This window comes from Sphingomonas sp. 37zxx, assembly GCF_000786205.1.
Lineage (GTDB): Bacteria > Pseudomonadota > Alphaproteobacteria > Sphingomonadales > Sphingomonadaceae > Sphingomonas.
Genome location: NZ_JROH01000026.1, coordinates 1 through 23688, shown reverse-complemented (window position 1 = coordinate 23688; position 23688 = coordinate 1). Strand labels below are relative to the sequence as shown.

Sequence of the window (23688 nt, the reverse complement as noted above, 5' to 3'; positions counted from 1 at the left end):
ACTTTGTTGCAGTGCAGCATAACTGTAATGTTGCATTGCAGCCGATGTATTCACCGGGTCTTTACATATTCTCCGGGCGCATCGCACAGCGCCGCAAGCTTGCCTTTGCCGGGGATTCGCGCGCCGCGCGCGGCGATACGCTTGGCATCGGCGGCTTCGATCCATTCAATCCAGTCGGGCCACCAGCTGCCTTTGGTCTCGGTCGCCCCCGCAACGAAGTCGGCGAGCGACGAGACTTTGGCATTATTGGTCCAATATTGATATTTCTGCGCGCCCGGCGGGTTCACCACCCCGGCGATATGCCCCGATCCCGCCAGCACGAAACGCAGCGGGCCAGTGAAGTGATCGGTAATCTTCCACACGCTGTGCGCCGGCGCGATATGATCCTCGCGCCCCGCCTGGATATAGCTTGGCGTCTGGATCGTCGACAGGTCGATCGGTGTCCCCGCGACGGTGATCGCGCCGGGCACCACCAGCTTGTTGTCGCGATACAGCTCGGTCAGATAGCTGCGATGCCATTTCGCGGGCAGATTGGTGACGTCGGCATTCCAATGGAGCAGGTCGAAAGGCGCATAATCTGCACCCAGCAGGTAATTATTGGTGACATAGTTCCAGATCAGGTCGCGGCCGCGCAGCAGGTTGAACGTGGTGGCCATATAGCGCCCGTCGAGAAACCCGTCGGCCGACAGCTTCTCGATCATCTTCAACTGCTCGTCATCGACGAACAGGCTGAGTTCGCCGGCATCGGCAAAATCCACCTGCGCGGTGAAGAAGGTCGCGGTCTTTGCCTTGGCTGCCTCCCCGCGCGCGGTGAGCACCGCCAGCGTCGCGGCAAGCGTGGTGCCGGCAACGCAATAGCCGATCGCATGCACCCCCTCGACCCCCAGCAGGTCGCGCACCGTATCGATCGCGTCGATCTGCCCGCCTTCGACATAATCGTCCCAGACCACGTCCTTCATCGACGAATCGGCCGAGCGCCACGACACCACGAACACCGTCAGCCCCTGTTCGACCGCCCAGCGGATGAAGCTTTTCTCGGCGGTCAGGTCGAGAATGTAGAAGCGGTTGATCCACGGCGGAAAGATGATCAGCGGGGTTTCGAACACCTGCTTGGTCGCGGGCGCATATTGGATGAGTTCGTACAGCGGCGTGCGATGCACCACCTTGCCCGGCGTCATCGCCAAATTGCGGCCAAGCTCGAACGCGGAGGTATCGCTTTGCGTCATCTGCCCCTTGGCGATGTCGGACAGCATGTGCTGCAAACCCTTGAGCAGGTTTTCGCCGCGCGTCTCGACGATCTTTTCGAGCACCACCGGGTTGGTGGCGGGAAAGTTGGTCGGGCTCATCGCATCGATGAAGCCGCGCGTGGCAAAGCGGATCTGCTCCTTTTGCCGGGGATCGACGCCCGCGAGCGAATCGACACCCTTTTCCATATGCTCGGCGATCAGGAAATAACTCTGCCGCAGGAAGTCGAACACCGGATCTTGCCGCCATTGCGGTGCCTTGAACCGCTTGTCGCGCGCCTGTTCGGGATTTTCCTCGACCGGAGCGGCATGGGCTGGGTCCAGGAAGCGCTGCCAAAGCTGGATCGTATCGCCCCAAAAGGCAGCGCCAGCGCGCATCGCCTGCGCCGGATCGAACATTCCTGGAAAAGCGGGGGCCGGAAAAGCGGGCGCGGGCTTGGCGGCGGGAAGCTGCGCCATCAGGTCGATCCCCGCCTCCATCATCATCTGCTGCGCGCGGCCCAATACCCCGGTCCAATGTTGCAGCTCGTGCAAGCTCGGGACCACAGGCGGGGCGATAGGGTCGGCCATGCGGGGCATCCTCTTTGATTTTTGGATGCTCTACCCGTTCCCGCGCCACGGCGAAAGCATCGCTGGCCGATGCCAAAGCGCCGGCTTTCGCGCCGGGCACTGAGCGGCTATGCCTGCGCTGCCTGAAGGGAGCATCCATGTCCGACGAATTCTACCGCATCAAACGCCTGCCGCCCTATGTCATCGCCGAGGTCAACGCGATGCGGGCACAGGCGCGAGCGGGCGGGGAGGACATTATCGACCTTGGCATGGGCAATCCCGATCTGCCGCCGCCGCCGCATGTGATCGACAAATTATGCGAAGTCGCGCGCAAGCCCGACGCGCATGGCTATTCGCAGTCAAAGGGGATTCCCGGCCTTCGCAAGGCGCAGGCCAATTATTATGGTCGCCGCTTCGGGGTAGAGCTCGATCCCGAAACCGAAGTCGTGGTGACGATGGGATCGAAGGAAGGGCTGTCGAGCCTCGCCACCGCGATCACCGGCCCCGGCGATGTCGTGCTGGCACCCAACCCCTCCTATCCGATCCACACGTTCGGCTTCATCATCGCGGGCGCGACGATCCGCAGCGTGCCGACGACGCCCGATGAGGAATATTTCCGATCGCTCGAACGCGCGATGGCGTTCACCGTGCCGCGCCCCAGCGTGCTGGTGGTCGGCTATCCATCGAACCCCACTGCCGAGACAGTCGACCTTGCCTTTTACGAACGGCTGGTCGCCTGGGCGCGGGAGAACAAGGTGTGGGTGCTGAGCGACCTTGCCTATTCCGAGCTATATTATGACGGCAATCCGACGCGCTCGATCCTCGAAGTGCCCGGCGCGAAGGACATCGCGGTCGAGTTCACCTCGCTGTCGAAAACCTATTCGATGGCCGGCTGGCGGATGGGGTTTGCGGTCGGCAATCAAAAGCTGATCGCGGCGCTGACGCGGGTGAAATCCTATCTCGACTACGGCGCGTTCACGCCGATCCAGGCGGCGGCCTGTGCCGCGCTCAACGGCCCGCAGGACATCGTCTCGGCCAATCGCGCTTTATATCACAAGCGCCGCGACGTGATGGTCGAATCCTTTGGCCGCGCCGGCTGGGACATTCCCGCGCCGCGCGCATCGATGTTCGCCTGGGCACCGCTACCGCCGGCGCTTCGCGAGATGGGCAGCCTTGAGTTCTCCAAGCAGTTGCTGACGCATGCCAAGGTCGCGGTCGCGCCCGGCGTCGGCTATGGCGAGGATGGCGAGGGCTATGTACGGATCGCGATGGTCGAAAACGAACAGCGGCTTCGCCAGGCGGCGCGCAACGTGAAGAAATATCTGCAATCGATGGGGGTCAACACCCCGACGACGAAGGCGGGGTAAGCACGCCCGGTTGCGTGGTGCGGCCAATTGCCCCAACAGGCCGCACCATGACCCAACCCGGCTTCGCCTTTTCCACCGTCTTTCGCGTCCGCTATGCCGAAATCGATGGCCAGAAGGTCGTCTTCAATTCGCGCTATCTCGAATATGCCGACGTCGCCGTCACCGAATTCTGGGAATGGACCGGTATCGGCGAGGCGATCGGCGCTGACTGGACCGAGGCCGAGTTTCACGTTCGCCGCACCGAGGTCGATTATCTGAAACCCTTTTTATGGGGCGATCGGATCGAGGCGTCGGTGCGGATCGAACGGATCGGCAACAGCAGCATCACCAAACGCTTCGCGCTGGCGCATGCCGAAACCGGCACCCTGCATTGCGAAATCGTGATGACCAGTGTGCATGTCGACCTGGCAACGTCACGTCCCGCACCGCTGCCCGATACGGTGCGGGCGTTTCTAGAGCCGCTGGCCGCGCGCTGACCGCCGGCGCGTGCGGATCGGCTATTCGGCCGCCTTCAGCCTCGCGCCATCGTCACGCACATCCTCCAGCAGCGACCATTCCAAGTCGCCCTTCCGGCTCAGGACGCGGCCGTCATGGCTCAGCACCTGCACCGGCGCGATCGGCTTGCGGTCCCGCGTGTCGACCAGCACCGGCGAGGCAGGCGTGCCCGTCTCCCAGCGTTCGCCCCATTGCCGCAGCGCCACCATCGTCGGCAACAGCGCATAGCCCTTGTCAGTCAGGCGATAATCCACCTTGCGACGGTCATCGTCCATCGGCCGGCGCTCGAGGATGCCGTGATCGACCAGCCGGCCCAGCCGATTGGCCAGGATGTTGCGCGCAATGCCCAGTTCTGACTGATATTCCTCGAAATGATGCAGCCCGTTGAAGCTGGCGCGCAGGATCATGAACGACCAGCGTTCGCCCATCGCTTCCAATGCGGCGGGCAGGCTGCAGGCGTTGGCCAGCTGGCGCAGCGGCTCGCGGAGTTTTTCGTTCATCGTCGAAGGCATAGCCGATGCCACCAAAGTTTGAAACGCGACAGTTATATTGCCTCGCAGCATAGGTTCCATCTTGCAACTTATCTGCGATATGATAAGTTGCCGATTGCTACTGGTTCTTGGAGGAATCACCCATGCGAACGATCCTATCGGCATCTGCCGTCACCATACTTTCCCTCGCCATGCCTGCTATGACCGTGCCTGCCGCCGCGCAAAGCCAAGCCCATTACGCCGCAGTCCCCACCATCGCCGTTGCCGCCAAGAAGCTGGTGACGCGCGACACGATCTGGCGCTGCGGCGAGAATGGCTGCCGCGCTCCCAAATCGGCGATGCGCCCGGTGATCCTGTGCGAGCTGCTGGTGCGCGAAGTCGGTCCGCTACAGTCGTTCAGCGTTGCCGGCACCGCCTTCGACGCCGAGGCGCTGACAAAGTGCAACGCCCGCGCCGATTGACGTGCGCCCGCGCCCGGCACACGCTGGCCTGCACACTTAGCGTGATCGAAATGCCACCGCCCGAACGAATGATCGAACGAAGCGGGACTGTCGCACAACAATTCGTTGCCAATCGACACGCTGCGCCCCCATCTTAGGGGGGTGTTACGCCAATATGAACTCGTCGATCGGGTGCTAAGCTACGATCCCAACGCCAATGAGGCGCTGCTCAACCGCGCCTATGTCTTTTCGATGCACGCGCATGGCAGCCAGAAACGGGCCTCGGGCGATCCCTATTTCAGCCATCCGATCGAGGTGGCGGGAATCCTGACCGACCTGCACCTAGACGACGAGACGATCGCCACCGCGATCCTGCACGACACGATCGAAGATACGGTGGCGACGCCGGAGGAAATCCTCGCCAAATTCGGGCCTTCGGTGGCGCGGATGGTCGATGGCGTGACCAAATTGTCAAAGATCGAGGCGCAGACCGAAAGCCAGCGTGCGGCGGAAAACCTGCGCAAATTCCTGCTGGCGATGTCCGACGACATTCGCGTGCTGCTGGTGAAGCTGGCCGATCGGCTGCACAACATGCGCACGCTCCACCACATCGCCAAGCCCGAGAAGCGCCGCCGCATCGCCAAGGAGACGATGGACATCTATGCCCCGCTCGCCGAGCGGATCGGCATGTACGAGTTCATGAAGGAGATGCAGACGCTCGCCTTTCGCGAGCTCGAGCCCGAGGCGTATGAATCGATCACCCGCCGGCTGACTGCGCTCAAGGAAGGGGGCGACCGGATCGAGAAGATCGGTGCCGGGCTTGAGCAATTGCTGTCGCGCGTCGGAATCGAGGCGACCGTTTCGGGGCGCGAGAAGCACCCCTATTCGATCTGGCGCAAAATGTCCGAGCGGCATGTCAGCCTCGACCAGCTGTCGGACATCATGGCGTTCCGCGCGATCGTCGCGAACGAGGAGGAATGCTATCGGGCGTTGGGGGCGATCCACCGCAAATGGCCGATGGTGCCGGGGCGGTTCAAGGACTATATCTCGACTCCCAAGCGCAACGGCTATCGATCGCTGCACACCAGCGTGTTCCATGCCGGCGACAACCGGATCGAAATCCAGATCCGCACCCAGGAGATGCACGCACAGGCCGAACATGGGCTGGCGGCACATTGGTCGTACAAGCAGAATGCGGTTCGCCCGGATACGCAGGTGCGCTGGATTCAGGATCTGGTCGAAATCCTCGAAAATGCCGAGAGTCCCGAGGAGCTGCTCGAACATACCAAGATGGCGATGTACCAGGATCGCATCTTTGCCTTCACCCCGCGCGGCGAGCTGATCCAGCTTCCCAAGGGCGCGACGCCGATCGATTTCGCCTATGCGGTCCATACCGATCTTGGCGACCAGGCGGTGGGGGCAAAGGTGAATGGCCGCGTACTGCCGCTGCGGACCGAGATCGCGAATGGCGATCAGGTGCAGATCCTGCGATCCAAGGCGCAGACGCCGCAGCCCAATTGGCTGAACTTCGCGATCACCGGCAAGGCGCGCGCTGCGATCCGCCGCCACATCCGCCACCGCGAGCGCGACGAGACCGTGGCGCTGGGGCATAAACTATATGACGACATCGTCGCGCGGCTACCGGTGCCGCTTGGGACCGAAGCGGTGCCCGACGCTCTCAAGCGGCTGAAGCTCACCGACGAAGGTGCGCTGATGGAGGCGATCGCGCGTCAGCAGGTGACCGATGCTGCGGTGATGGAGGCGCTGATGCCCGGCTCTGCCGAAGGTGCCGACACCGCGATGCTGCCCCAGCTCCACGCGATCAGCATCAAGGGGCTGACCCCCGGCATGGCGTTCAATCTCGCCGAATGCTGCCGCCCGGTCCCCGGCGACCGGATCGTCGGGGTGCGGCGGCCGGGGGTGCCGATCGAAGTCCACGGCATCACCTGCGCGATGCTGGCCGAGGGTGAGGATGCCGATTGGGTCGATCTCGCCTGGGGCGACAAGGCCGAAGGGGGCACCGCGCGCGTGAACGTGACGCTCAAGAACGAACCCGGCGCGCTGGGCGCGGTCGCGACGATCATCGGCGCGCACAAGGCCAATATCCTGGGCATCCGCATGGATAATCGCGACACGACCTTCCACACCAACACCATCGACCTCGAAGTGCGCGACGCCACCCATCTGATGAAGCTGCTGGCGTCGCTGCGCGCAGCCGACGCGGTAAGCGCGGCGGAGCGGGGCTAGTGGATTGATTTTGACATTCGCATCCCGCCTGCGGCACGCTCTCGCTGCGAATGTCAAAATCATAAAATCCACTAGAATCAAATAATTGCTAGTGGTCCTGGAGATTCTGACATTTGCTCCTGACTGAGCCGAAGGGGGTAGCAAATGTCAGAATCGGACCACTAGGCAGCCGGACGGGCGAGGGCATAGCCTAGCCCCCGTTCGTGCGCCATTTCATTGACATTGATGTCAATAAGGAGCATCATTAGACCATGCACCAACACCGCCTTTCGATCGCACCCAGCGACATCGACCATATGGGGCATGTGAACAACGCAGTGTATCTGAACTGGGTACAGGAAGCGGTGGTCGCCTATTGGGAAGCCGTCGCGCCTGCCGAAGCGGTGGCGCGCCACCTGTGGGTCGCGCTCAAGCACGAGATCACCTATCGCCGCCCCGCCTTTCTCGACGATACACTGATCGCCACCGTCGTTGCCGAACGGGTCGAAGGGGCGCGCGCGTTCTTCACAACGCTGATCAAGCGCGGCGAGGATGTGCTGGCCGAAGTCGAGAGTAGCTGGTGCGCGCTCGATTCGGACACGCGGCGACCGGTCCGGGTGGCCAAAGACATTGCCGGGCGCTTCCTGCGCGGCTGAATTGCCCGCCGCCGGTTGAATCTCGCGCGCCCACCGTTAGGCTGACCGCTTCCGATCCAGCCAAGGCCCTTGTTCAATGCATCGCCGCGATTTTCTAAGCTCTACCGCCGCGATCGGTGCATTCCTCGCGCTGCCGGCGGCCGCACGCGCACAGGCGGCGGTCGGTTCGGGCGATGCAGCGCTGGCGCAGTTGTTCGATCAAGTGTTTCAGGAGGCGCTGCCGCGCTCACCCGAACTCGCGACCCAATTAGGCTTCGACAAGGGGGCAAACGCCCCGCTCAAGCAGCGACTGTCCGATCGCACCGCACAGGCGCGCGCACGCGATGTCAGCCGGCTGCGGCTGGCGATCGCCGCGATCGAGGACGTCGCGCCCGAGACGCTCTCGCCCCCATCCCGGCTCGACCGCGAAGTGGTGCTCTATTCGCTTCGCAACCAGACGATCGCCTGGGACCGGTTCAAGCTCGGCTCGGTGATCCGGCCGTTCACGATTTTTCAGCAGGGTGGGGCCTATTTCTCCACCCCCGATTTCCTTAATTCGGCGCACACCATCACCAGCACCGACGATGCCGAGGCGTATCTTGCCAGGCTCGATGCGTTCGCCACGGTGCTCGATCAGGAAAGCGCGGTGCAGGCCGATGAGGCGGCACGCGGTTATCTCGCCCCCGATTTCGCGCTCGACCTGACACTGGCGCAAATGACGGCGCTGCGTTCGCCGCCGGCTGCCAAAAACAACCTCACGCTGTCGCTAGCACGACGGGCGGCAGCGGCGGAGCTAAAAGGCGACTGGGCCGCCCGCGCCGCCGCCATCGTCGAGGGCAAGGTATATCCCGCGCTCGACCGGCAACAGGCGCTGATCGCCAGGTTGCGCGAAGGCGCCCGCGACTCGGCGGGCATCTGGGCGGTGCCGCAGGGCGATGCGCTCTATGCCGCCGCGCTCGCTCAGGCGACCACCACGACGCTCACGCCTGCCGAAGTGCATCAGATGGGGCTGGCGCAGGTTGCCGAAATCCGCGGCGAGCTAGACGCGATCCTGAAGGCACAGGGGCTGACCACCGGCAGCGTCAGCATGCGGCTGAACGCGCTCAACCTGCGCCGCGATCAGCTCTACCCCGATACGCCGGCGGGGCGCGAGGAACTGATCGCCAGCCTGAACGCCGACAATGCCGCGATGCAGGCCAAGCTCGGCGCGATGTTCCATTTGCCACCCGATGCACCGCTAGACATCCGCGCGGTGCCGACCGAGATTCAGGACGGGGCATCGAACGGCTATTATCGCCGCGCCGCGCTCGACGGGTCGCGCCCGGCCATTTATTTCATCAATCTCAAAAGCGTCGCCGACTGGCCCAAATATACGCTGCCTTCGCTGACCTATCACGAGGGCGTGCCGGGCCATCATTTGCAGATCAGCATCGCTCAGGGTGCCAGCGCCCCGCTGTTGCGCAAGATCGGTGCTTTCGGTGCCTATACCGAGGGGTGGGCGCTCTATGCCGAAAGCCTCGCCGATACGCTTGGCGGCTATGCCACCCCGTTCGACCGCGCCGGGTTCCTGCAATCCTATCTGTTCCGCGCCGCGCGCCTAGTGATCGACACTGGCCTGCACCATCACCGCTGGTCCCGCGAAAAGGCGACCGATTACATGGTGCAGACCGTCGGCTTCGCACGCCCGCGTTCACTGCGCGAGATCGAGCGCTATTGCACCCAGCCGGGCCAGGCATGCAGCTACAAGATCGGCCACACCGCCTGGCTGCGCGCGCGCACCAGGGCGCAGGCGATCATGGGCGAACGCTTCGACATCAAGGCATTTCACGACATATTGGCGGCAGGCGCGATGCCGCTGACGATCTTCGAACGGCTGGTCGAGGAGCGCGCTATGGCCGCGATGCGCTGAACCCATTGAGCGCGCGGCAACATCGCGCGGGCAAGGCTCAATGGTCCTTGATGACTTCCAGAAAGGCATCGCCATAAGCGTCGAGCTTCTTCGATCCCACCCCCGCCACCCGGCCCAATGCGCCGAGCGTCGCCGGCCGGGCGCTCGCCATCTCGCGCAGCACCGAATCGTGAAAGATCACATAGGGCGGCACCTGCGCCGCCTGCGCCAGTTCGCGGCGTTTGACGCGAAGCGCCTCGAACAGCGGATCGCCGATCGGATTGGCGTCGCTGCCGCCCGAGGGATCGCCCCGCCGGCGGCGCTCGCGCTTGGGCGGGACGATCATCGACAGCGTCGCTTCGCCCTTTAGCAACGCGCGCGCGCCGGGGCCGAACTCCAGCCCGCCATGCGCGTTGGCGCGCAGCGCATCGCGCAGCAGCAGCGCGCGCGCGACAGGCTTGAGCAGCGCCGCTTCCTCGCCCTCGACGATTCCCCAGACCGACAGATTCTCATGCCCGTTAGTCATGCTGCGCTCGGTCGATTGGCCCAGCAGCACCTGCTCGACATAGCCGGTGCCGAACATCTGGCCGGTGCGGAACACCGCCGAGAGGAATTTGCGCGCGACTTGCGTGGCGTCGGTGGCGGCGGGCGGGTTGAGGCAATTGTCGCAATTGCCGCATTTGTCGGGCGGGTTCTCGCCGAAATGGCGAAGCAGGATCGCGCGGCGGCAGCCTGCGGTCTCGACCAATGCGCCAAGCGCGTTGAGGCGGACGCGCTCGCCCTGCTGGCGCGCAGGCTCGACCTCGCCGATCCGCTGGCGCGCCTTGGCGAAATCATCGGCACCCCAGAACAGATGCGCGACCGCCGGATCGCCGTCGCGCCCCGCGCGCCCGGTTTCCTGATAATAGCCCTCGATCGACTTGGGCAGCCCGGCATGTGCGACGAAGCGGACATCGGGCTTGTCGATCCCCATCCCGAACGCAACCGTCGCGCACATCACCATGTCTTCGGATGCGACGAAGGCGGCCTGGTTGGCGCGGCGGATCGCCGGGTCCAGCCCGGCATGATAGGCGCGCACCGGGCGGCCAGTCTTTTGCAGCGATTCGGCCAGCCGCTCGGTGCCCGCGCGCGACTGGACATAGACGATGCCCGCCCCCGGATTATCGGCGACGACATCGGCGATCTGCTGCGTCGTGCTGGCGCGCGGGGCGATATGATAGCGGATATTGGGGCGATCGAAGCCCGCGACGATCATCCCGTCATGCGGAATGCCGAGCTGTTCGAGGATGTCTGCGCGGGTATGCGCATCGGCGGTGGCGGTGAGCGCCAGTCGCGGCACTTGCGGGAAACGATCGAGCAGCGGGCGCAGCAGGCGGTAATCGGGGCGGAAGTCGTGCCCCCATTCGCTGACGCAATGCGCCTCGTCGATCGCGAACAGGCTGAGCGGTGCCTGGCCCAGCAGGTTGCGGAAACCTTCGGACGAGGCACGCTCAGGCGCGACATAGAGCAGATCGAGCGCGCCGGCGCGGAAGCGCGCGATCGTCTCGTCGCGATTATCGTCCGCCGAGGTGAGCGTCGCGGCGCGGATGCCGACGGCCTCGGCGGCGCGAAGCTGATCGTGCATCAGCGCGATCAGCGGCGACACGACCAGGCAGGTGCCGTCGAGCATCACGCTGGGTAGCTGGTAGGTCAGCGACTTGCCCGCGCCGGTCGGCATGACGGCAAGCGTCCGCTCGCCCGCCAGCACGCGCGCAACGACATCGGCCTGCACTCCGCGAAACGCGGGAAAGCCGAAGGTGGTGCGGAGGGCGTCGAGGACTACGGGCGGCATTGCGGCGTCTATCGGCGGTGGGGCCGCCTGGGGCAAGGGCGCGTTTCCCCCTCCCGCAATCGGGAGGGGGATCGGCTTAGCGCGACCGCGCGTGCGCCGCGCGCAGGAAGGCCGCGGTAGCCTGCGGATGGACGACCGGCAGCATATGGCCGCCCTCGACCAGTTCGAGATGCGCGCCGGGGATCACGGCGGCGGTGGCTTCGCCATGCAGCGCCGGGTCTAGCAGCGCATCACCGCGACCATAGAGGATCGACACCGGCAGCGTCAGCTCGGCATAGCGCGGTGCCAGCGCCGCCATATTGCCGCCCGCTGCGCGAAGGTCAGCCGAGGCGGCACGGAAGGTCGCCGGGCGAAGCGTGAGCGCGCCACCGCCGCGCGTCGGGAAATCGGCGGGTACCGGATCGGGCGCAAACACCACCCGGGCGGCAGCGGGGCCGTTGAGGATGCCCATCGGCACCGCAAGCGTCCACGACAGCAATTCGCGCACGCCCGGGGGGGCCATCAGCCCGGCGAATACCGGCGGCACCTGGTCCATCGGCTGGGTCAGCGGCGCGATCAGTGCCAGGCCGGTGAAGCGATCGGGCCGCGCCAGCCCCGCCGCCAGCGCAACCGCGCCGCCGAGCGAATGGCCGACCAGCAAGGGCTTTTCGAGCCCAAGCGCATCGGCGAACGCGACCATGATCGCGGCTTGCTGCACGATGTCAGGCTTGGGCACCCCGCGCGCGACCGAATAGCCCGAACCGGGGCGATCGACCGCGATGACGCGGAAGTCCTTCGCCAGCTCATCGACGATGGCATAGGTGAAGTGGCGCAAATTGCCGAGCAGGCCGTGGACCAGCAGCAGCACCGGCCCCGATCCGCGATCGACATAATGCAGCCGCGCGCCTTCGACTTCGATGAAGCTCCCTTCGGCTGGGGCCATGCGCTCGGCCGATCGCGCCGCGAGTGCCGACCACAACGCCAGTCCACCGCCGACCGCGCCGGCGGCTGCGACCGATCCGCCGATCCAATTGGCCTGTTTGGGTTCCATCGTCTCTCTCCTCATCCGGCGGCTATTCGGCGGCTAGCGCTTCTTCGCGCTCATTGGCCTGGCGCGTCCACATTTCGGCGTACAGCCCGTTCTTGCGCAGCAATTCGGCATGGGTGCCGCGTTCGGCGACTTCGCCGGCTTCGAGCACGATGATCTGGTCGGCATTGACCACGGTCGACAGCCGATGCGCGATGACGATCGTGGTGCGACCGCGCTCGATTTGTTCGAGCGTTGCCTGAATCTCGCTTTCGGTGCGGCTATCGAGCGCCGAGGTGGCTTCGTCGAGGATCAGGATCGGCGGGTTCTTGAGCAACGTCCGCGCGATCGCCACCCGCTGCTTCTCGCCGCCCGATAACTTCAGCCCGCGCTCACCAACGCGGGTTTCATAGCCTTCGGACAGGCTTTCGATGAAGTCGCCGATCGCCGCGCCCTGCGCCGCCGCGCGGATGTCGTCATGCGTCGAACCCTCGCGGCCATAGGCGATGTTGTAGCCCACGGTGTCGTTGAACAGCACCGTGTCCTGCGGCACGATGCCGATCGCAGCGCGCAGGCTGTCCTGCGTCACCTGCGAAATATCCTGGCCGTCGATCGTGATCCGCCCCGATTTCAGATCGTAGAAGCGGAACAACAGCCGCGCGAGCGTCGATTTGCCAGCGCCCGAGGGGCCGACCACCGCGACGGTGGCACCGGCGGGCACATCGATGTCGATCCCTTTCAGGATCGCGCGATCACCCTCGTAACCGAAGCGGACATTCTCGAACCGCACCGCGCCTTGCGCCACCGCCAACGGCTGCGCGCCGGGCACGTCGACGATCTCGGCATCGGTGTCGATCAGGTCGAACATCGCCCCCATGTCGATCACGCCCTGGCGAATGGTGCGATAGACCCAGCCAAGCATGTCGAGCGGACGGAAAAGCTGGCTGAGCAGCGTCGACACCAGCACGACATCACCCGCCGAAAACCGCCCGGTCGACCAGCCCCAGGCGACCACGGCCATACCCACCCCGAGCATCGCGTTGGTGATCAGCGACTGGCCGACGTTGAGCCAGGCAAGGCTGTTCTCGCTCTTGGTCGCAGCGGCGGCATAGGCGTGGATCGCGCGATCATAACGCTGCGATTCGCGCGCCTCGGCGTTGAAATATTTGACCGTCTCGAAATTCAGCAACGAATCGACCGCGTGCGCGACTGCGCCGGTATCGAGGTCGTTCATCTTCTCGCGCAATTTCTGCCGCCAGTCGGTGACCATCCGCGTGAAGCCGATATAGACGAACACCATCACCAGCGTCGAGATCACCAGCCACGCACCGAAGCGCGAGCCGAAGATCTGCAACACCATGCCGAGTTCGAGGATCGTCGGCGCGATATTGAACAGCAGAAAATAGAGCATCGTATCGATGCTCTTGGTGCCGCGCTCGACCACCTTGGTGACCGCGCCGGTGCGCCGCTGCAGGTGGAAGCGCAGCGATAACTGGTGGAGGTGGCGAAAGACGGTGGCGGCCAGGCGGCGGGTCGCTTCCTGCCCGACTTTTTCGAACACCGCATTGCGCAGATTGTCGAACACCACGGTGCCGAAGCGCGCGGCGGCATAGCCGATCACCAGCAGCACGATCAGCGTGATGCCGCTGCGCGGGCCGGTCGCCATCCCGTCGACCGCGCCTTGCAGCGCGAACGGCGCGCCATAGACCTGGACGATTTTCGAACAGAGCACGAAGAACATTGCGATGACGATACGCAGCTTCAGCCCCGGCGCATCCTTTGGCCACAAATAGGGCAGGAAGCGCCGCATGGTCGGGAGTAGCGGGCGTTCGGAGGACGCGGTGGTGAAATCACTGGGTGGCATGGACGCTGCATAAGTGGGGCCAGACGGGCGGCGATACAACGACCATGGCGGCTTGTTGATTGCAGTGCTGGCCCGGATAGATCGGGTGGACCCGATTTTCAAGCGTGCGCGATCACCGGCGAGGCGATGCCGGTCGCGCTTGGCAAGGGGCGCTAGTTTCGCCCGCCCGCTATGAAGTGCCCGCCGCACGACACAGGCGCGAGCGACCTACGCGGGGCAACCGCCGCCAGTGCCGAAACGGGACGGCTTTCACCGCCCCGCCATGATCGTCAGAGCTTTTCGGTCAGTTCGGGCAATATTTTGAACAAATCGCCGACCAGGCCGATGTCGGCCACCTGGAAGATCGGCGCGTCCTCATCCTTGTTGATCGCGACGATGACCTTCGAATCCTTCATCCCCGCCAGATGCTGGATCGCGCCCGAAATGCCGACCGCGACATAGACTTCGGGGGCGACGATCTTGCCGGTCTGGCCGACCTGATAGTCGTTGGGGGCATAGCCCGCATCGACCGCAGCGCGCGACGCGCCCACTGCAGCACCCAATTTGTCCGCCAGCGGCTCGATCAGCGCATGGAAATTCTCGCCATTGGCAAGCGCGCGCCCGCCCGAGACGATGATCTTGGCGCTGGTGAGTTCGGGCCGCGCCGACGTCGCGATCTCGGCCCCGACGAACGACGACAATGCCTTGTCCCCGCTCGAACCGATCGCCTCGATCTCGGCATTGCCACCCTCGGCTGCTGCCTTTTCAAACGCGGTGCCGCGAATCGTCAGCACCTTTTTGGCGTCCGACGTCTTGACCGTGGCGATCGCCGCGCCGGCATAGATTGGCCGGGTGAAGGTGTTTTCGTCGATCACCGACAGCACTTCGCTGATCTGCATCACGTCGAGCAGCGCCGCGACGCGCGGGGCGATGTTCTTGCCGGTGGTGGTGGCCGAAGCGATAAAGGCGTCGTGATGCCCCATCAGATCGACGATCAGCGGCGCGATGTTTTCGGCAAGGCCGTGGCCATAAGCGGCATCGTCGGCGACGTGCACCTTGGCGACGCCGGCGATCTTGGCCGCCTGTTCGCCCACCGCCGCACAGCCTTCGCCGGCGACGAGCAGATGGACTTCGCCCAGCTTGGACGCAGCGGTGACCGCCGCGAGCGTCGCGTCCTTCATATTGGTGTTGTCGTGTTCGACCCAGACTAACGTCTTCATATCGAGCTCCCATTTCGGGGTGAAAAATGACCGTTCGTCCTGAGGTGCCGCTGAGCTTGTCGAAGCGGCGTATCGAAGGACCGGCGCTTGCGGGTATCCTTCGATACGGGCCTTCGCCTTCGCTCAGCCCCTACTCAGGACGAACGGCGGGGGACGGCTTACTTCGCCACGCCCATCGCCTTAAGCTTCATGACCAGTTCATCGACATCGGCGACCTTTGCGCCCGCCTGGCGTCTGGGCGGCTCCACGACCGACACGACGCTCAGCCGCGCGGTGAAGTCGACGCCGTAATCGGCGGGGGTCTTGGTCGCGAGCGGCTTCGACTTCGCCTTCATGATGTTGGGCAGCGACGCATAGCGCGGTTCGTTGAGGCGAAGATCGGTGGTGATGATCGCCGGCATCTTGAGGTCGAGCGTCTCGAGCCCGCCATCAACTTCGCGCGTCACCTTCACGCGCTCGCCGTCGATCTCGACCTTCGAGGCGAAGGTACCCTGTGCCCAGCCGAGCAGCGCCGCCAGCATCTGGCCGGTCTGGTTGTTGTCGTCGTCGATCGCCTGCTTGCCCAGGATCACCAGCCCGGGCTGTTCCTCTTCGACCACCTTGGCGAGCAGCTTTGCCACGCCCAGCGGCTCGACGCCGCCTTCATGCGTGATCAGGATCGCGCGGTCGGCGCCCATCGCCAGCGCGGTGCGCAGCGTGTCCTGCGATTTGGGCTCGCCGATCGAAACGACGATCACCTCGGTCGCGGCACCCTTTTCGCGCAGCCGCAATGCTTCCTCGACCGCGATCTCGTCGAACGGGTTCATCGACATCTTGACGTTGGCCAGGTCGACGCCGGTGCCATCGGCTTTCACCCGGGGCTTCACGTTATAGTCAAGCACGCGCTTGACCGGGACCACTACCTTCACAAAAGGCTCCTTTCCACGAACCAGTTTCTTGTCATTGCCGCGATATCCGCAGCTTTTTGCCGTTTCGCCTGACTTCTGCAAGCCCGGCATGGTTTTACGCGGTTTCCGTAGCGCCAAACGCAAAGAGGCCCGGACGTTTCCGCCCGAGCCCCCACCCGAATCGATCGAGTGCCGGATCAGGCCGCTTTCTGTACCTCTGCCACGATCTTGCGTGCCGCGTCGCCCAGGTCATTGGCCGGTACGATCGCCAGCCCCGACGTGGCGAGGATTTCCTTGCCCTTTTCGACATTGGTTCCTTCGAGGCGAACGACCAGCGGCACCGAAAGGTTCACTTCCTTCGCCGCGGCGACGATGCCCTCGGCGATGATGTCGCACTTCATGATGCCGCCAAAGATGTTGACCAGAATGCCCTTCACCGCCGGATCGCTCAGGATGATCTTGAACGCCGCGGTCACCTTTTCCTTGTTCGCGCCGCCGCCGACGTCGAGGAAGTTGGCGGGAAACATGCCGTTCAGCTTGATGATGTCCATCGTCGCCATCGCCAGCCCCGCACCATTGACCATGCAGCCGATGTCGCCGTCGAGCTTGATATAGGCGAGGTCGTATTTCGACGCCTCAAGCTCCATCGCATCCTCTTCGGTCTCGTCGCGCAGTTCCATCAAATCCTTGTGGCGGAACATCGCATTGCCGTCGAAGGCGACCTTGGCGTCGAGCACCATCAGCTTGCCGTCTTGCGTCACCGCGAGCGGGTTGATCTCGATCTGCTCGGCATCGGTGCCGATAAAGGCGTCATACAGCTTCGACGCGGTGTTCGCGGCCTGCTTGGCAAGGTCGCCCTTCAGCTCGAGCGCTGCGGCGATCGCGCGACCGTGATGCGGCATAAAGCCGGTCGCGGTGTCGATGTCGATCGAATGAATCTTCTCGGGCGTGTCGTGCGCGACGGTTTCGATGTCCATCCCGCCCTCAGTCGATGCGACCATCGACACGCGGCCAGTGGCGCGATTGACCAGCAAGGCGAGGTAGAATTCCTTGGCAATGTCGACGCCGTCGGTGACGTACAGGCGGTTGACCTGCTTGCCAGCGTCGCCGGTCTGGATCGTCACCAGCGTGTTGCCCAGCATGTCGGTTGCCGCTGCACGAACCTCGTCTTCGGACTTGGCGAGGCGGACGCCGCCCTTGGCATCGGGGCCGAGCTCGACAAACTTGCCCTTGCCGCGCCCGCCCGCGTGGATCTGCGCCTTGACGACATAGAGCGGTCCGGGAAGCTTCTTGGTCGCTTCAACCGCTTCCTCAACCGTCAGCGCGGCGAAGCCTGCTGGAACGGGGACGCCGAACTTCGCCAGAAGCTCCTTGGCCTGATATTCATGGATATTCATTAGCTGCGCCGTCCTTTGATCGAGGGGTCGGGATTTTGCCGACCGCTTAAGCACAGCCGCGCGGGTGAATCCACCCCTGGCGGCCGGTCAAGGCGAACTATCGGCCGTGCAATCGTTGTTGCGTCTTAGTTGCAAGATGGTCTGAAGGGCCGAAACGGCAATGGACTGCCTCCAGTCCCGTTCGTGCTGCGCCTGTCGAAGCACCGCTCTTTTTTGCCCGCCCGCCAAAAAGAGCGGCCCTTCGACAGGCGCAGTGCGAACGGAAGCGAGGAAGGTTCCACGTCGGCGCTGGCTCGCCTATAGCGCGCGCCCATGAAAACCATCGACTGGTTCAGACGGCTGCTGGTGCAGCAGACCCCCGCACTTTGCCCGATCGTCGATCGTTGATCACCGATCCGATGTTCTACGCCATCGCGATACCCGCGGTGATCATGGTCGGACTGGCCAAGGGCGGCTTTTCGGGCGTCGGCGCGCTGTCCTTGCCCGCGATGGCGTTCATCGCGTCGCCGGTACAGGCGGCGGCGATCCTGTTGCCGATCCTGATCGTGCAGGATGTCGTCGGGGTCTGGGCGTTTCGCCGGACCTGGGACCGCTATGTCCTCGCCTGGACCTTGCCCGGCGCGGGGCTTGGCATCATGATCGGATGGGTCTTTGCCGCCAGCGTGTCGCCTGGCGCGGTGCTGGCGGTGGTGGGCGCGATCTCGCTCGGTTTCGGGGCGTATCGGCTGTGGATCGGGCGGCGCGGCGCGATCCCGGTGGCCAGCCGCTCGCCGGGATGGATGGGGATGCTGGCGGGCGTGGCATCGGGCTTCACCAGCCAGGTCGCGCATGCCGGCCAGCCGCCGTTTCAGCTATGGGTGCTGCCGCGCCGGCTCGACCGCGACGTGCTGGTGGGGACCACCGCCATCTTCTTCGCGGTGGTGAACTGGGCGAAGGTGCCGGCCTATTGGGCGCTAGGCCAGCTCAGCGCCGAAAACATGGCCACCGCCGCCGCGCTGTTGCCGGTGGCGATCGCATCGACGCTAGCGGGGGTATGGCTGGTCCGCCGCGTTGCCGCCGAGCGGTTCTACACCGCAATCTATGTGCTGATGATGCTGGTGGGGGCCAAATTGCTGTGGGACGGGGTGACATAGCTGACCCGCCCGCCACTTTTTCAGTCGAACAGCCCGTCCTGCACCCCGCTGGGCACCGGCAGTCCCAAATGCTTCCACGCCGCGCCGTTCAGGCACCGCCCACGCGCGGTGCGGGCAATCATGCCGATCTGGATCAGATACGGCTCGATCACTTCCTCGACGGTGTCGCGCGGTTCGGACAGCCCCGCTGCCAACGTTTCCACCCCCACCGGCCCACCACGATAAATGTCGGCGATCATCAGCAGATAGCGGCGATCCATCGCGTCGAGCCCGAGCGAATCGACTTCGAGCCGGTTGAGCGCCGAATCGGCGGTGCGCGCATCGACGATCGGCGCGCCCGCGACATTGGCGAAATCGCGCACCCGGCGAAGCAGCCGCCCGGCGATCCGGGGCGTCCCGCGCGCGCGGCGTGCGACCTCGCGCGCGCCATCGGGCGAGATCGCCAGGTCGAGCAGCCCGGCGGCGCGCGTGATGACTCGCTCAAGCTCGTCAACGGTGTAGAATTGCAGCCGGATCGGAATGCCGAAGCGATCGCGCAAGGGAGTGGTGAGCAATCCCTGCCGCGTCGTCGCGCCGACCAGGGTGAAGCGCGGCAGGTCGATCCGCACGCTGCGCGCCGATGGCCCCTCGCCGATCATCAGATCGAGCGCGCGATCCTCCATCGCGGGGTACAGCACTTCCTCGACCGCCGGGGCCAGCCGGTGAATCTCGTCGATGAACAGCACGTCGCCATCCTCGAGATTGGTCAGCAGCGCGGCAAGATCGCCCGATTTGGCGATCACCGGCCCGGAAGTGGCGCGAAACCCAACCCCCATCTCGCGCGCGACGATCTGCGCCAGCGTGGTCTTGCCCAGGCCCGGCGGCCCGAAGAACAGCACATGATCGAGCGCCTCGCCGCGCGACCGCGCCGCTTCGATGAACACCCGCAAATTCTCGCGCGCGCCCTTTTGCCCGACGAAATCGTCGAGCGATTTGGGCCGAAGCGCGGCATCGACATCGTCGGGCTTGCGCAGGGGGGTGAGGATACGGTCGATGTCGGTCATGAAGTGCGGACGTTTACCAAAGCCTGCTGGGCGTGATGCAAGATGCGGATTACCTCGATACGGTCGCCGGCGACGCGATAATACAAAGCGTGCGAGCGATAGGCGAAACGGCGCACATCGAAACCCAGATCGGGATATGCCGCACCCACCAACGGCCAGTCGCGCAACCGCTGAAACGTCGCGCGCAGGCCAGTGACATATTCACGCGCGACCGTGGTGCCGAAGCTCGCCTTGCTGTACTGCCTGATGTCGCGCAAATCCTTCTGGGCTGCGGCAGACAGCCTTACCTTAATCACGCAGATCAGGGTCTTCGGCCATCACCGCATCGAACACGTCCTCGGCTTCGGCTTCAATGAAGCCCGAAGCCAGCCCTTCTTCGATCATCGCACGAACCCATGCAGTATCCTCGCCCGCCGCATCCTGGTCGCGGCGGATCAAGTCGCGCAAATAATCCTCGGCATCGGCATAGCGCCCCTGCGCCAGGCGAGATTCGACCCAGCTTTGCAGCGCGGGCGGCATCGACAGAATGAGCTGGTTCATCGCGCGAATATAGCCTGATCGCTGCCAACTACCAACGTCACTTCGACGCCTTGCGCAGCGCCAGCCGGACCAGCGCATCCAGGCCGGTGCCCGCGCCCAGTTCGTCCTCGGCGGCCTTGACCGCATTGGCGGCTTCGGCGGGGCGGAAGCCCAGGTTCATCAGCGCCGACACCGCATCGGCGGCCGCGCCGCCCGCCACGATCGGGGTCGCGGCACCGCCCAGCACCAGCCCGCCCGCCTTGTCCTTCAATTCGCGCACAATCCGTTCGGCGAGCTTTGGCCCGACGCCATTGGCGCGCGCGACCATCGCCTTGTCCTGCCGCGCCACCGCCGCGCGCAATTCATCGGGCGCGAGCACCGACAGGATCGCCAGCGCCACCCGCGCGCCGACGCCCTGCACCCCGGTAAGCAACCGGAACCAGTCGCGCTCGTCGGCGTCGGCAAAGCCCATCAGCCGGATCGAATCCTCCGACACCAGCATTTCGGTATGGATCGTCACCATGCCGCCGACCGGGCCGATCGCCGCCAGCGTCTTGGCCGACGAACCAACCAGATAGCCGACCCCGCCGACATCGATCACCGCATGGTCGATGTCGGCCGCGGCGAGCCGTCCGGTAAGGTGCGCGATCATGCGGTGCCAACCATGCTGCCAAGGGCTGCGGCGGGAAATTCGAACAGGTTCATCGCCATGACCTATCAGGGTCTGTGCGATCGAGGAAAGTTAAAGCGCGAACCCGGCGTCAATCGGCGCGGGAGGCAAAGCTGTAGGTGAGCGCCAGTCCGCCTGAAAACTGGTTGCGCGAGCCAAATTCGCGAACCAGCGGCGAATCGGCGGGATCGCCCACCAGCCGGTCATATTTCGTATAGCCATATATGCCCCAGGTCGGCGTGAGCTGGCGCAGCAGCCCCGCCGTCGCGCCCAGCGCCTGGATGCCGCCATCCGTGGCATGGGCGGGCAACCCCGATTGCGCGGCATCGGCGGCGGCCACATCGAAGAAGGCGCGGTTGTAGCGGCGATTGGTCAGCGTCATGCGCGGCCCGACCGAGAACAGCCAGCGATCGGCATCACGGGCGATATAATCGGCGCTGATATTGGCAACCATCCCCTGATGGCCGCCGATTCCCTGTCGTGCCTCGACGCGCACCCGCACCGAATCAATGACGGCATATTGCACGAAGCCGCCCAGCTCGACGGTAAAGCCGACATCGGGCAGCAGCCCGCCCACTTCGCGGCCACGGCGCCTGCCTTCAAAACCGAATGCCGGCCCAAACTGGAACGACCCTTTGGTCAACAAGGGCAGCCCGCCACCCTCATCGGGGGCTTCGAAGGCGAACGGGATGTCGCCTCGGGTCCGCGACAGATCGACGAAAGGGCGGAAGTCGAAGCTGTCCGAACCCGGGTAGCTCGGCACCAATTGCGGCCCCAGCGCGATCCGGGTGCGGCGCGGCTCGTTTTCCTGCGCATTGGCGGCGGGCAGGTGGAAGCTGCCGGCGGCAAGCAGGGCAAGGGCGAGCGGACGAATCAATTTCATCCCCGCGACAAACCAGCTTTTCAAGCGCTTGGCGAGTGGCGTCAGCCGGTAATTCGGCGAGTCGCGGCATGATGCGCGTGGCAGATCGCCACCGCCAGCGCGTCGGCGGCGTCGGCCCCGTCGATCTTCACCCCGGGCAACAGCCGCGCGACCATCGCATGGACCTGGACCTTTTCGGCCGCGCCGGTGCCAACCACCGCCTTTTTCACCAGCCGCGCGGCATATTCGCCGACCTCGAGCCCGCCGCGCGCCAGCGCGCACAGCACGACCCCGCGCGCCTGGCCCAGCTTCAGCGTCGATTGCGGGTTGGAATTGACGAACACCTCCTCGCAAGCCGCCCCATCGGGCGCGTGATCGACGATCAGCGCGGTCAGCATCGCATCGAGATGCGCGAGCCGGCGCGGCAGCGGCGCGGCGGTGTCGGTCTTCAGCCGGCCATTGGCGACATGTGACAGCCGGTTGCCCTCGGCACGGATCAGCCCCCAGCCGGTGGTGCCAAGGCCGGGGTCGATGCCTAGGATCAGCATGGGGGATGGGTGAAGAAAAGGTGGTTCACGCGAAGGCGCCAAGGCACGAAGAAAGGGGGTTCGCGCAGAGGCGCAGAGGCGGTGAGAAGAGTAGCTTCCCCGCACCGCTCGTTACCCCAGCGAAAGCTGGGCCTTATCGCCATCGGCGTGCGCGCATAAGGCTTGAAACCCCAGCTTTCGCTGGGGTGACGAAGATAGCAACGCGCCCTTACCTCCGCGCCTCTGCGCCTCTGCACGAAACCTTCTGCTTCGCGGCTTAGCGCCTTTGCGTGAACACTTCTCTTCCAACCGCTCCCGGAACGCTCACGGCGGCCCCCCTCCCCTTGCGGGGGAGGATCAAGCCTCAACCCAATTTCTCCATCACCTCGTCGGAGACTTCGTAATTGCCCCAGACGGTCTGCACGTCGTCATCCTCTTCGAGCACGTCGATCAGCTTCATCAGCGTGCCGGCATCGGCCTCGCCGACCTCGACCATCGTCTGCGGCCGCCACGCAAGCTTCGCACCTTCGGGCTCGCCCAACACAGGTTCCAGCGCGCGCGCGACTTCGTGCAGGGCATCCATCGCGGTCCAGATCTCGTGTCCGTCCTCGCTCGACGTCACATCCTCGGCCCCGGCTTCAAGCGCGGCTTCGAACACCTTCTCGGCATCGCCGGCGCTGGCGGGATAGTTGATCAGGCCCATCCGATCGAAGCCGTGGCTCACCGAACCGCCCGCACCCAGATTGCCGCCATTTTTCGACACGGCGGTGCGAACATTGGTGGCGGTGCGGTTGCGATTGTCGGTCAGCGCCTCGATGATCAGGCTGACCCCGCCGGGACCAAAGCCCTCATAGCGGATTTCCTCATAGGTTTCGGCATCGCTGCGCGAGGCCTTTTCGATCGCGCGCTGGATATTGTCCTTGGGCACCGACTGCGCCTTGGCGGCGTTGACCGCGGCGCGAAGCCGGGGGTTCATGTCGGGATCGGGAGTGCCCGCCTTGGCCGCGACGGTGATTTCGCGGCTGAGCTTGGAAAACAGCGACGAGCGCTTCTTATCCTGCGCACCCTTGCGGTGCATGATGTTCTTGAACTTGGAATGGCCTGCCATTGTCGCCTCAATTAATCTGTATCGGTCCTACTCGGCCATAGGCAGGTTGGGCAACCCTTGCGCACCACATGGTATGTCGCGACAAAGACCGCATGAATCAGCACAACGAACATTCGCGGTCGATTGCCTTGATCAAATTGCTGATCGGCGACGTCATAGCAGCACGCCACCGGCTTGATTCAGCAGACACTCCGACTGCGCGTCGGGATACGATCCGCTCCAGCTTAGCGGCGATGGAAGGAATGACATGGCTTGCTCTTGAGCATGTCCGTGGGACGCTAGTGGATTGATTTTGACATTCGCATCC

General features: G+C 64.6%; 22 protein-coding genes. 7 read left to right on the top strand and 15 right to left on the bottom strand.

The genetic code is table 11. From position 1 onward, the window contains the following. Nucleotides 1-50: 50 nt before the first annotated feature. Nucleotides 51-1814, bottom strand: coding sequence for a PHA/PHB synthase family protein (locus QU44_RS11295; RefSeq protein ID WP_033922275.1), 1764 nt, complete (start codon nucleotides 1812-1814; stop codon nucleotides 51-53). Nucleotides 1815-1951: 137 nt separating this feature from the next. Here QU44_RS11295 and QU44_RS11290 point away from each other — a divergent pair, with 137 nt between their 5' ends. Continuing rightward, nucleotides 1952-3160 (top strand): LL-diaminopimelate aminotransferase, encoded by a 1209-nt coding sequence (locus tag QU44_RS11290; protein ID WP_033922274.1) that lies wholly within the window; start codon nucleotides 1952-1954, stop codon nucleotides 3158-3160. A 47-nt stretch (nucleotides 3161-3207) separates the two neighbouring features. After that, a complete protein-coding gene (locus QU44_RS11285) occupies nucleotides 3208-3636 on the top strand; it encodes an acyl-CoA thioesterase (protein WP_033922272.1) in 429 nt (142 codons plus the stop codon). Between the two features lie 21 nt (nucleotides 3637-3657). Here QU44_RS11285 and QU44_RS11280 read toward each other — a convergent pair whose 3' ends face one another. Further along, entirely contained in the window at nucleotides 3658-4155 is a 498-nt protein-coding gene (locus QU44_RS11280) for a winged helix-turn-helix transcriptional regulator (RefSeq protein WP_033922305.1), read from the bottom strand. 134 nt (nucleotides 4156-4289) lie between these two features. Here QU44_RS11280 and QU44_RS11275 point away from each other — a divergent pair, with 134 nt between their 5' ends. From QU44_RS11275 to QU44_RS11260, 4 genes are all read left to right on the top strand, one after another. Continuing rightward, nucleotides 4290-4607, top strand: a complete 318-nt coding sequence (locus QU44_RS11275) for a CC_3452 family protein (protein WP_052134712.1) — start codon at nucleotides 4290-4292, stop codon at nucleotides 4605-4607. Nucleotides 4608-4748: 141 nt separating this feature from the next. Then, complete coding sequence (locus QU44_RS11270; RefSeq protein ID WP_033922271.1) at nucleotides 4749-6833, top strand: RelA/SpoT family protein; 2085 nt, start codon at nucleotides 4749-4751, stop codon at nucleotides 6831-6833. Nucleotides 6834-7084: 251 nt separating this feature from the next. Continuing rightward, nucleotides 7085-7468 carry an acyl-CoA thioesterase gene (locus QU44_RS11265; RefSeq protein ID WP_033922269.1) on the top strand — a complete coding sequence of 128 codons (384 nt, stop codon included), beginning with the start codon at nucleotides 7085-7087 and terminating at the stop codon, nucleotides 7466-7468. Nucleotides 7469-7544: 76 nt separating this feature from the next. Then, on the top strand, nucleotides 7545-9356 hold the full coding sequence (locus QU44_RS11260) for a DUF885 domain-containing protein (RefSeq protein ID WP_033922267.1): 1812 nt from the start codon (nucleotides 7545-7547) through the stop codon (nucleotides 9354-9356). Between the two features lie 37 nt (nucleotides 9357-9393). Here the strand turns inward: QU44_RS11260 and recQ are convergent, their stop codons facing one another. From recQ to sucC, 6 genes are all read right to left on the bottom strand, one after another. Further along, a complete protein-coding gene (gene recQ, locus QU44_RS11255; RefSeq protein WP_033922265.1) occupies nucleotides 9394-11166 on the bottom strand; it encodes a DNA helicase RecQ in 1773 nt (590 codons plus the stop codon). A 76-nt stretch (nucleotides 11167-11242) separates the two neighbouring features. Beyond that, entirely contained in the window at nucleotides 11243-12196 is a 954-nt protein-coding gene (locus QU44_RS11250) for an alpha/beta fold hydrolase (RefSeq protein WP_081987996.1), read from the bottom strand. A gap of 22 nt (nucleotides 12197-12218) precedes the next feature. Further along, nucleotides 12219-14036, bottom strand: a complete 1818-nt coding sequence (locus QU44_RS11245; protein WP_033922264.1) for an ABCB family ABC transporter ATP-binding protein/permease — start codon at nucleotides 14034-14036, stop codon at nucleotides 12219-12221. A 269-nt stretch (nucleotides 14037-14305) separates the two neighbouring features. Continuing rightward, nucleotides 14306-15235 carry an electron transfer flavoprotein subunit alpha/FixB family protein gene (locus QU44_RS11240; protein ID WP_033922263.1) on the bottom strand — a complete coding sequence of 310 codons (930 nt, stop codon included), beginning with the start codon at nucleotides 15233-15235 and terminating at the stop codon, nucleotides 14306-14308. A gap of 158 nt (nucleotides 15236-15393) precedes the next feature. Continuing rightward, nucleotides 15394-16143, bottom strand: a complete 750-nt coding sequence (locus QU44_RS11235; protein WP_033922299.1) for an electron transfer flavoprotein subunit beta/FixA family protein — start codon at nucleotides 16141-16143, stop codon at nucleotides 15394-15396. A 176-nt stretch (nucleotides 16144-16319) separates the two neighbouring features. Then, a complete protein-coding gene (gene sucC, locus QU44_RS11230; protein ID WP_033922261.1) occupies nucleotides 16320-17519 on the bottom strand; it encodes an ADP-forming succinate--CoA ligase subunit beta in 1200 nt (399 codons plus the stop codon). Between the two features lie 383 nt (nucleotides 17520-17902). Between sucC and QU44_RS11225 the strand changes: the two genes are divergently transcribed. Continuing rightward, nucleotides 17903-18652: a sulfite exporter TauE/SafE family protein gene (locus QU44_RS11225; protein ID WP_156141110.1), complete on the top strand. Its 750-nt coding sequence runs from the start codon at nucleotides 17903-17905 to the stop codon at nucleotides 18650-18652. Between the two features lie 20 nt (nucleotides 18653-18672). On the opposite strand, the gene ruvB is transcribed toward QU44_RS11225, so the two are convergent. From ruvB to QU44_RS11190, 7 genes are all read right to left on the bottom strand, one after another. Beyond that, on the bottom strand, nucleotides 18673-19695 hold the full coding sequence (ruvB, locus tag QU44_RS11220; RefSeq protein ID WP_033922260.1) for a Holliday junction branch migration DNA helicase RuvB: 1023 nt from the start codon (nucleotides 19693-19695) through the stop codon (nucleotides 18673-18675). Beyond that, entirely contained in the window at nucleotides 19692-19991 is a 300-nt protein-coding gene (locus tag QU44_RS11215) for a type II toxin-antitoxin system RelE/ParE family toxin (RefSeq protein WP_269429171.1), read from the bottom strand. Before QU44_RS11215 ends, ruvB begins: the two co-directional genes overlap by 4 nt. Then, nucleotides 19984-20235, bottom strand: a complete 252-nt coding sequence (locus tag QU44_RS11210; protein ID WP_033922258.1) for a ribbon-helix-helix domain-containing protein — start codon at nucleotides 20233-20235, stop codon at nucleotides 19984-19986. Before QU44_RS11210 ends, QU44_RS11215 begins: the two co-directional genes overlap by 8 nt. Before the next feature lie 37 nt (nucleotides 20236-20272). Beyond that, nucleotides 20273-20866, bottom strand: coding sequence for a Holliday junction branch migration protein RuvA (ruvA, locus tag QU44_RS11205; protein WP_033922257.1), 594 nt, complete (start codon nucleotides 20864-20866; stop codon nucleotides 20273-20275). A 109-nt stretch (nucleotides 20867-20975) separates the two neighbouring features. Then, nucleotides 20976-21767 carry a MipA/OmpV family protein gene (locus tag QU44_RS11200; protein WP_052134708.1) on the bottom strand — a complete coding sequence of 264 codons (792 nt, stop codon included), beginning with the start codon at nucleotides 21765-21767 and terminating at the stop codon, nucleotides 20976-20978. 41 nt (nucleotides 21768-21808) lie between these two features. Further along, complete coding sequence (gene ruvC, locus QU44_RS11195) at nucleotides 21809-22294, bottom strand: crossover junction endodeoxyribonuclease RuvC (RefSeq protein WP_033922255.1); 486 nt, start codon at nucleotides 22292-22294, stop codon at nucleotides 21809-21811. Between the two features lie 343 nt (nucleotides 22295-22637). After that, nucleotides 22638-23381: a YebC/PmpR family DNA-binding transcriptional regulator gene (locus tag QU44_RS11190; RefSeq protein ID WP_033922253.1), complete on the bottom strand. Its 744-nt coding sequence runs from the start codon at nucleotides 23379-23381 to the stop codon at nucleotides 22638-22640. Nucleotides 23382-23688 lie beyond the last annotated feature (307 nt).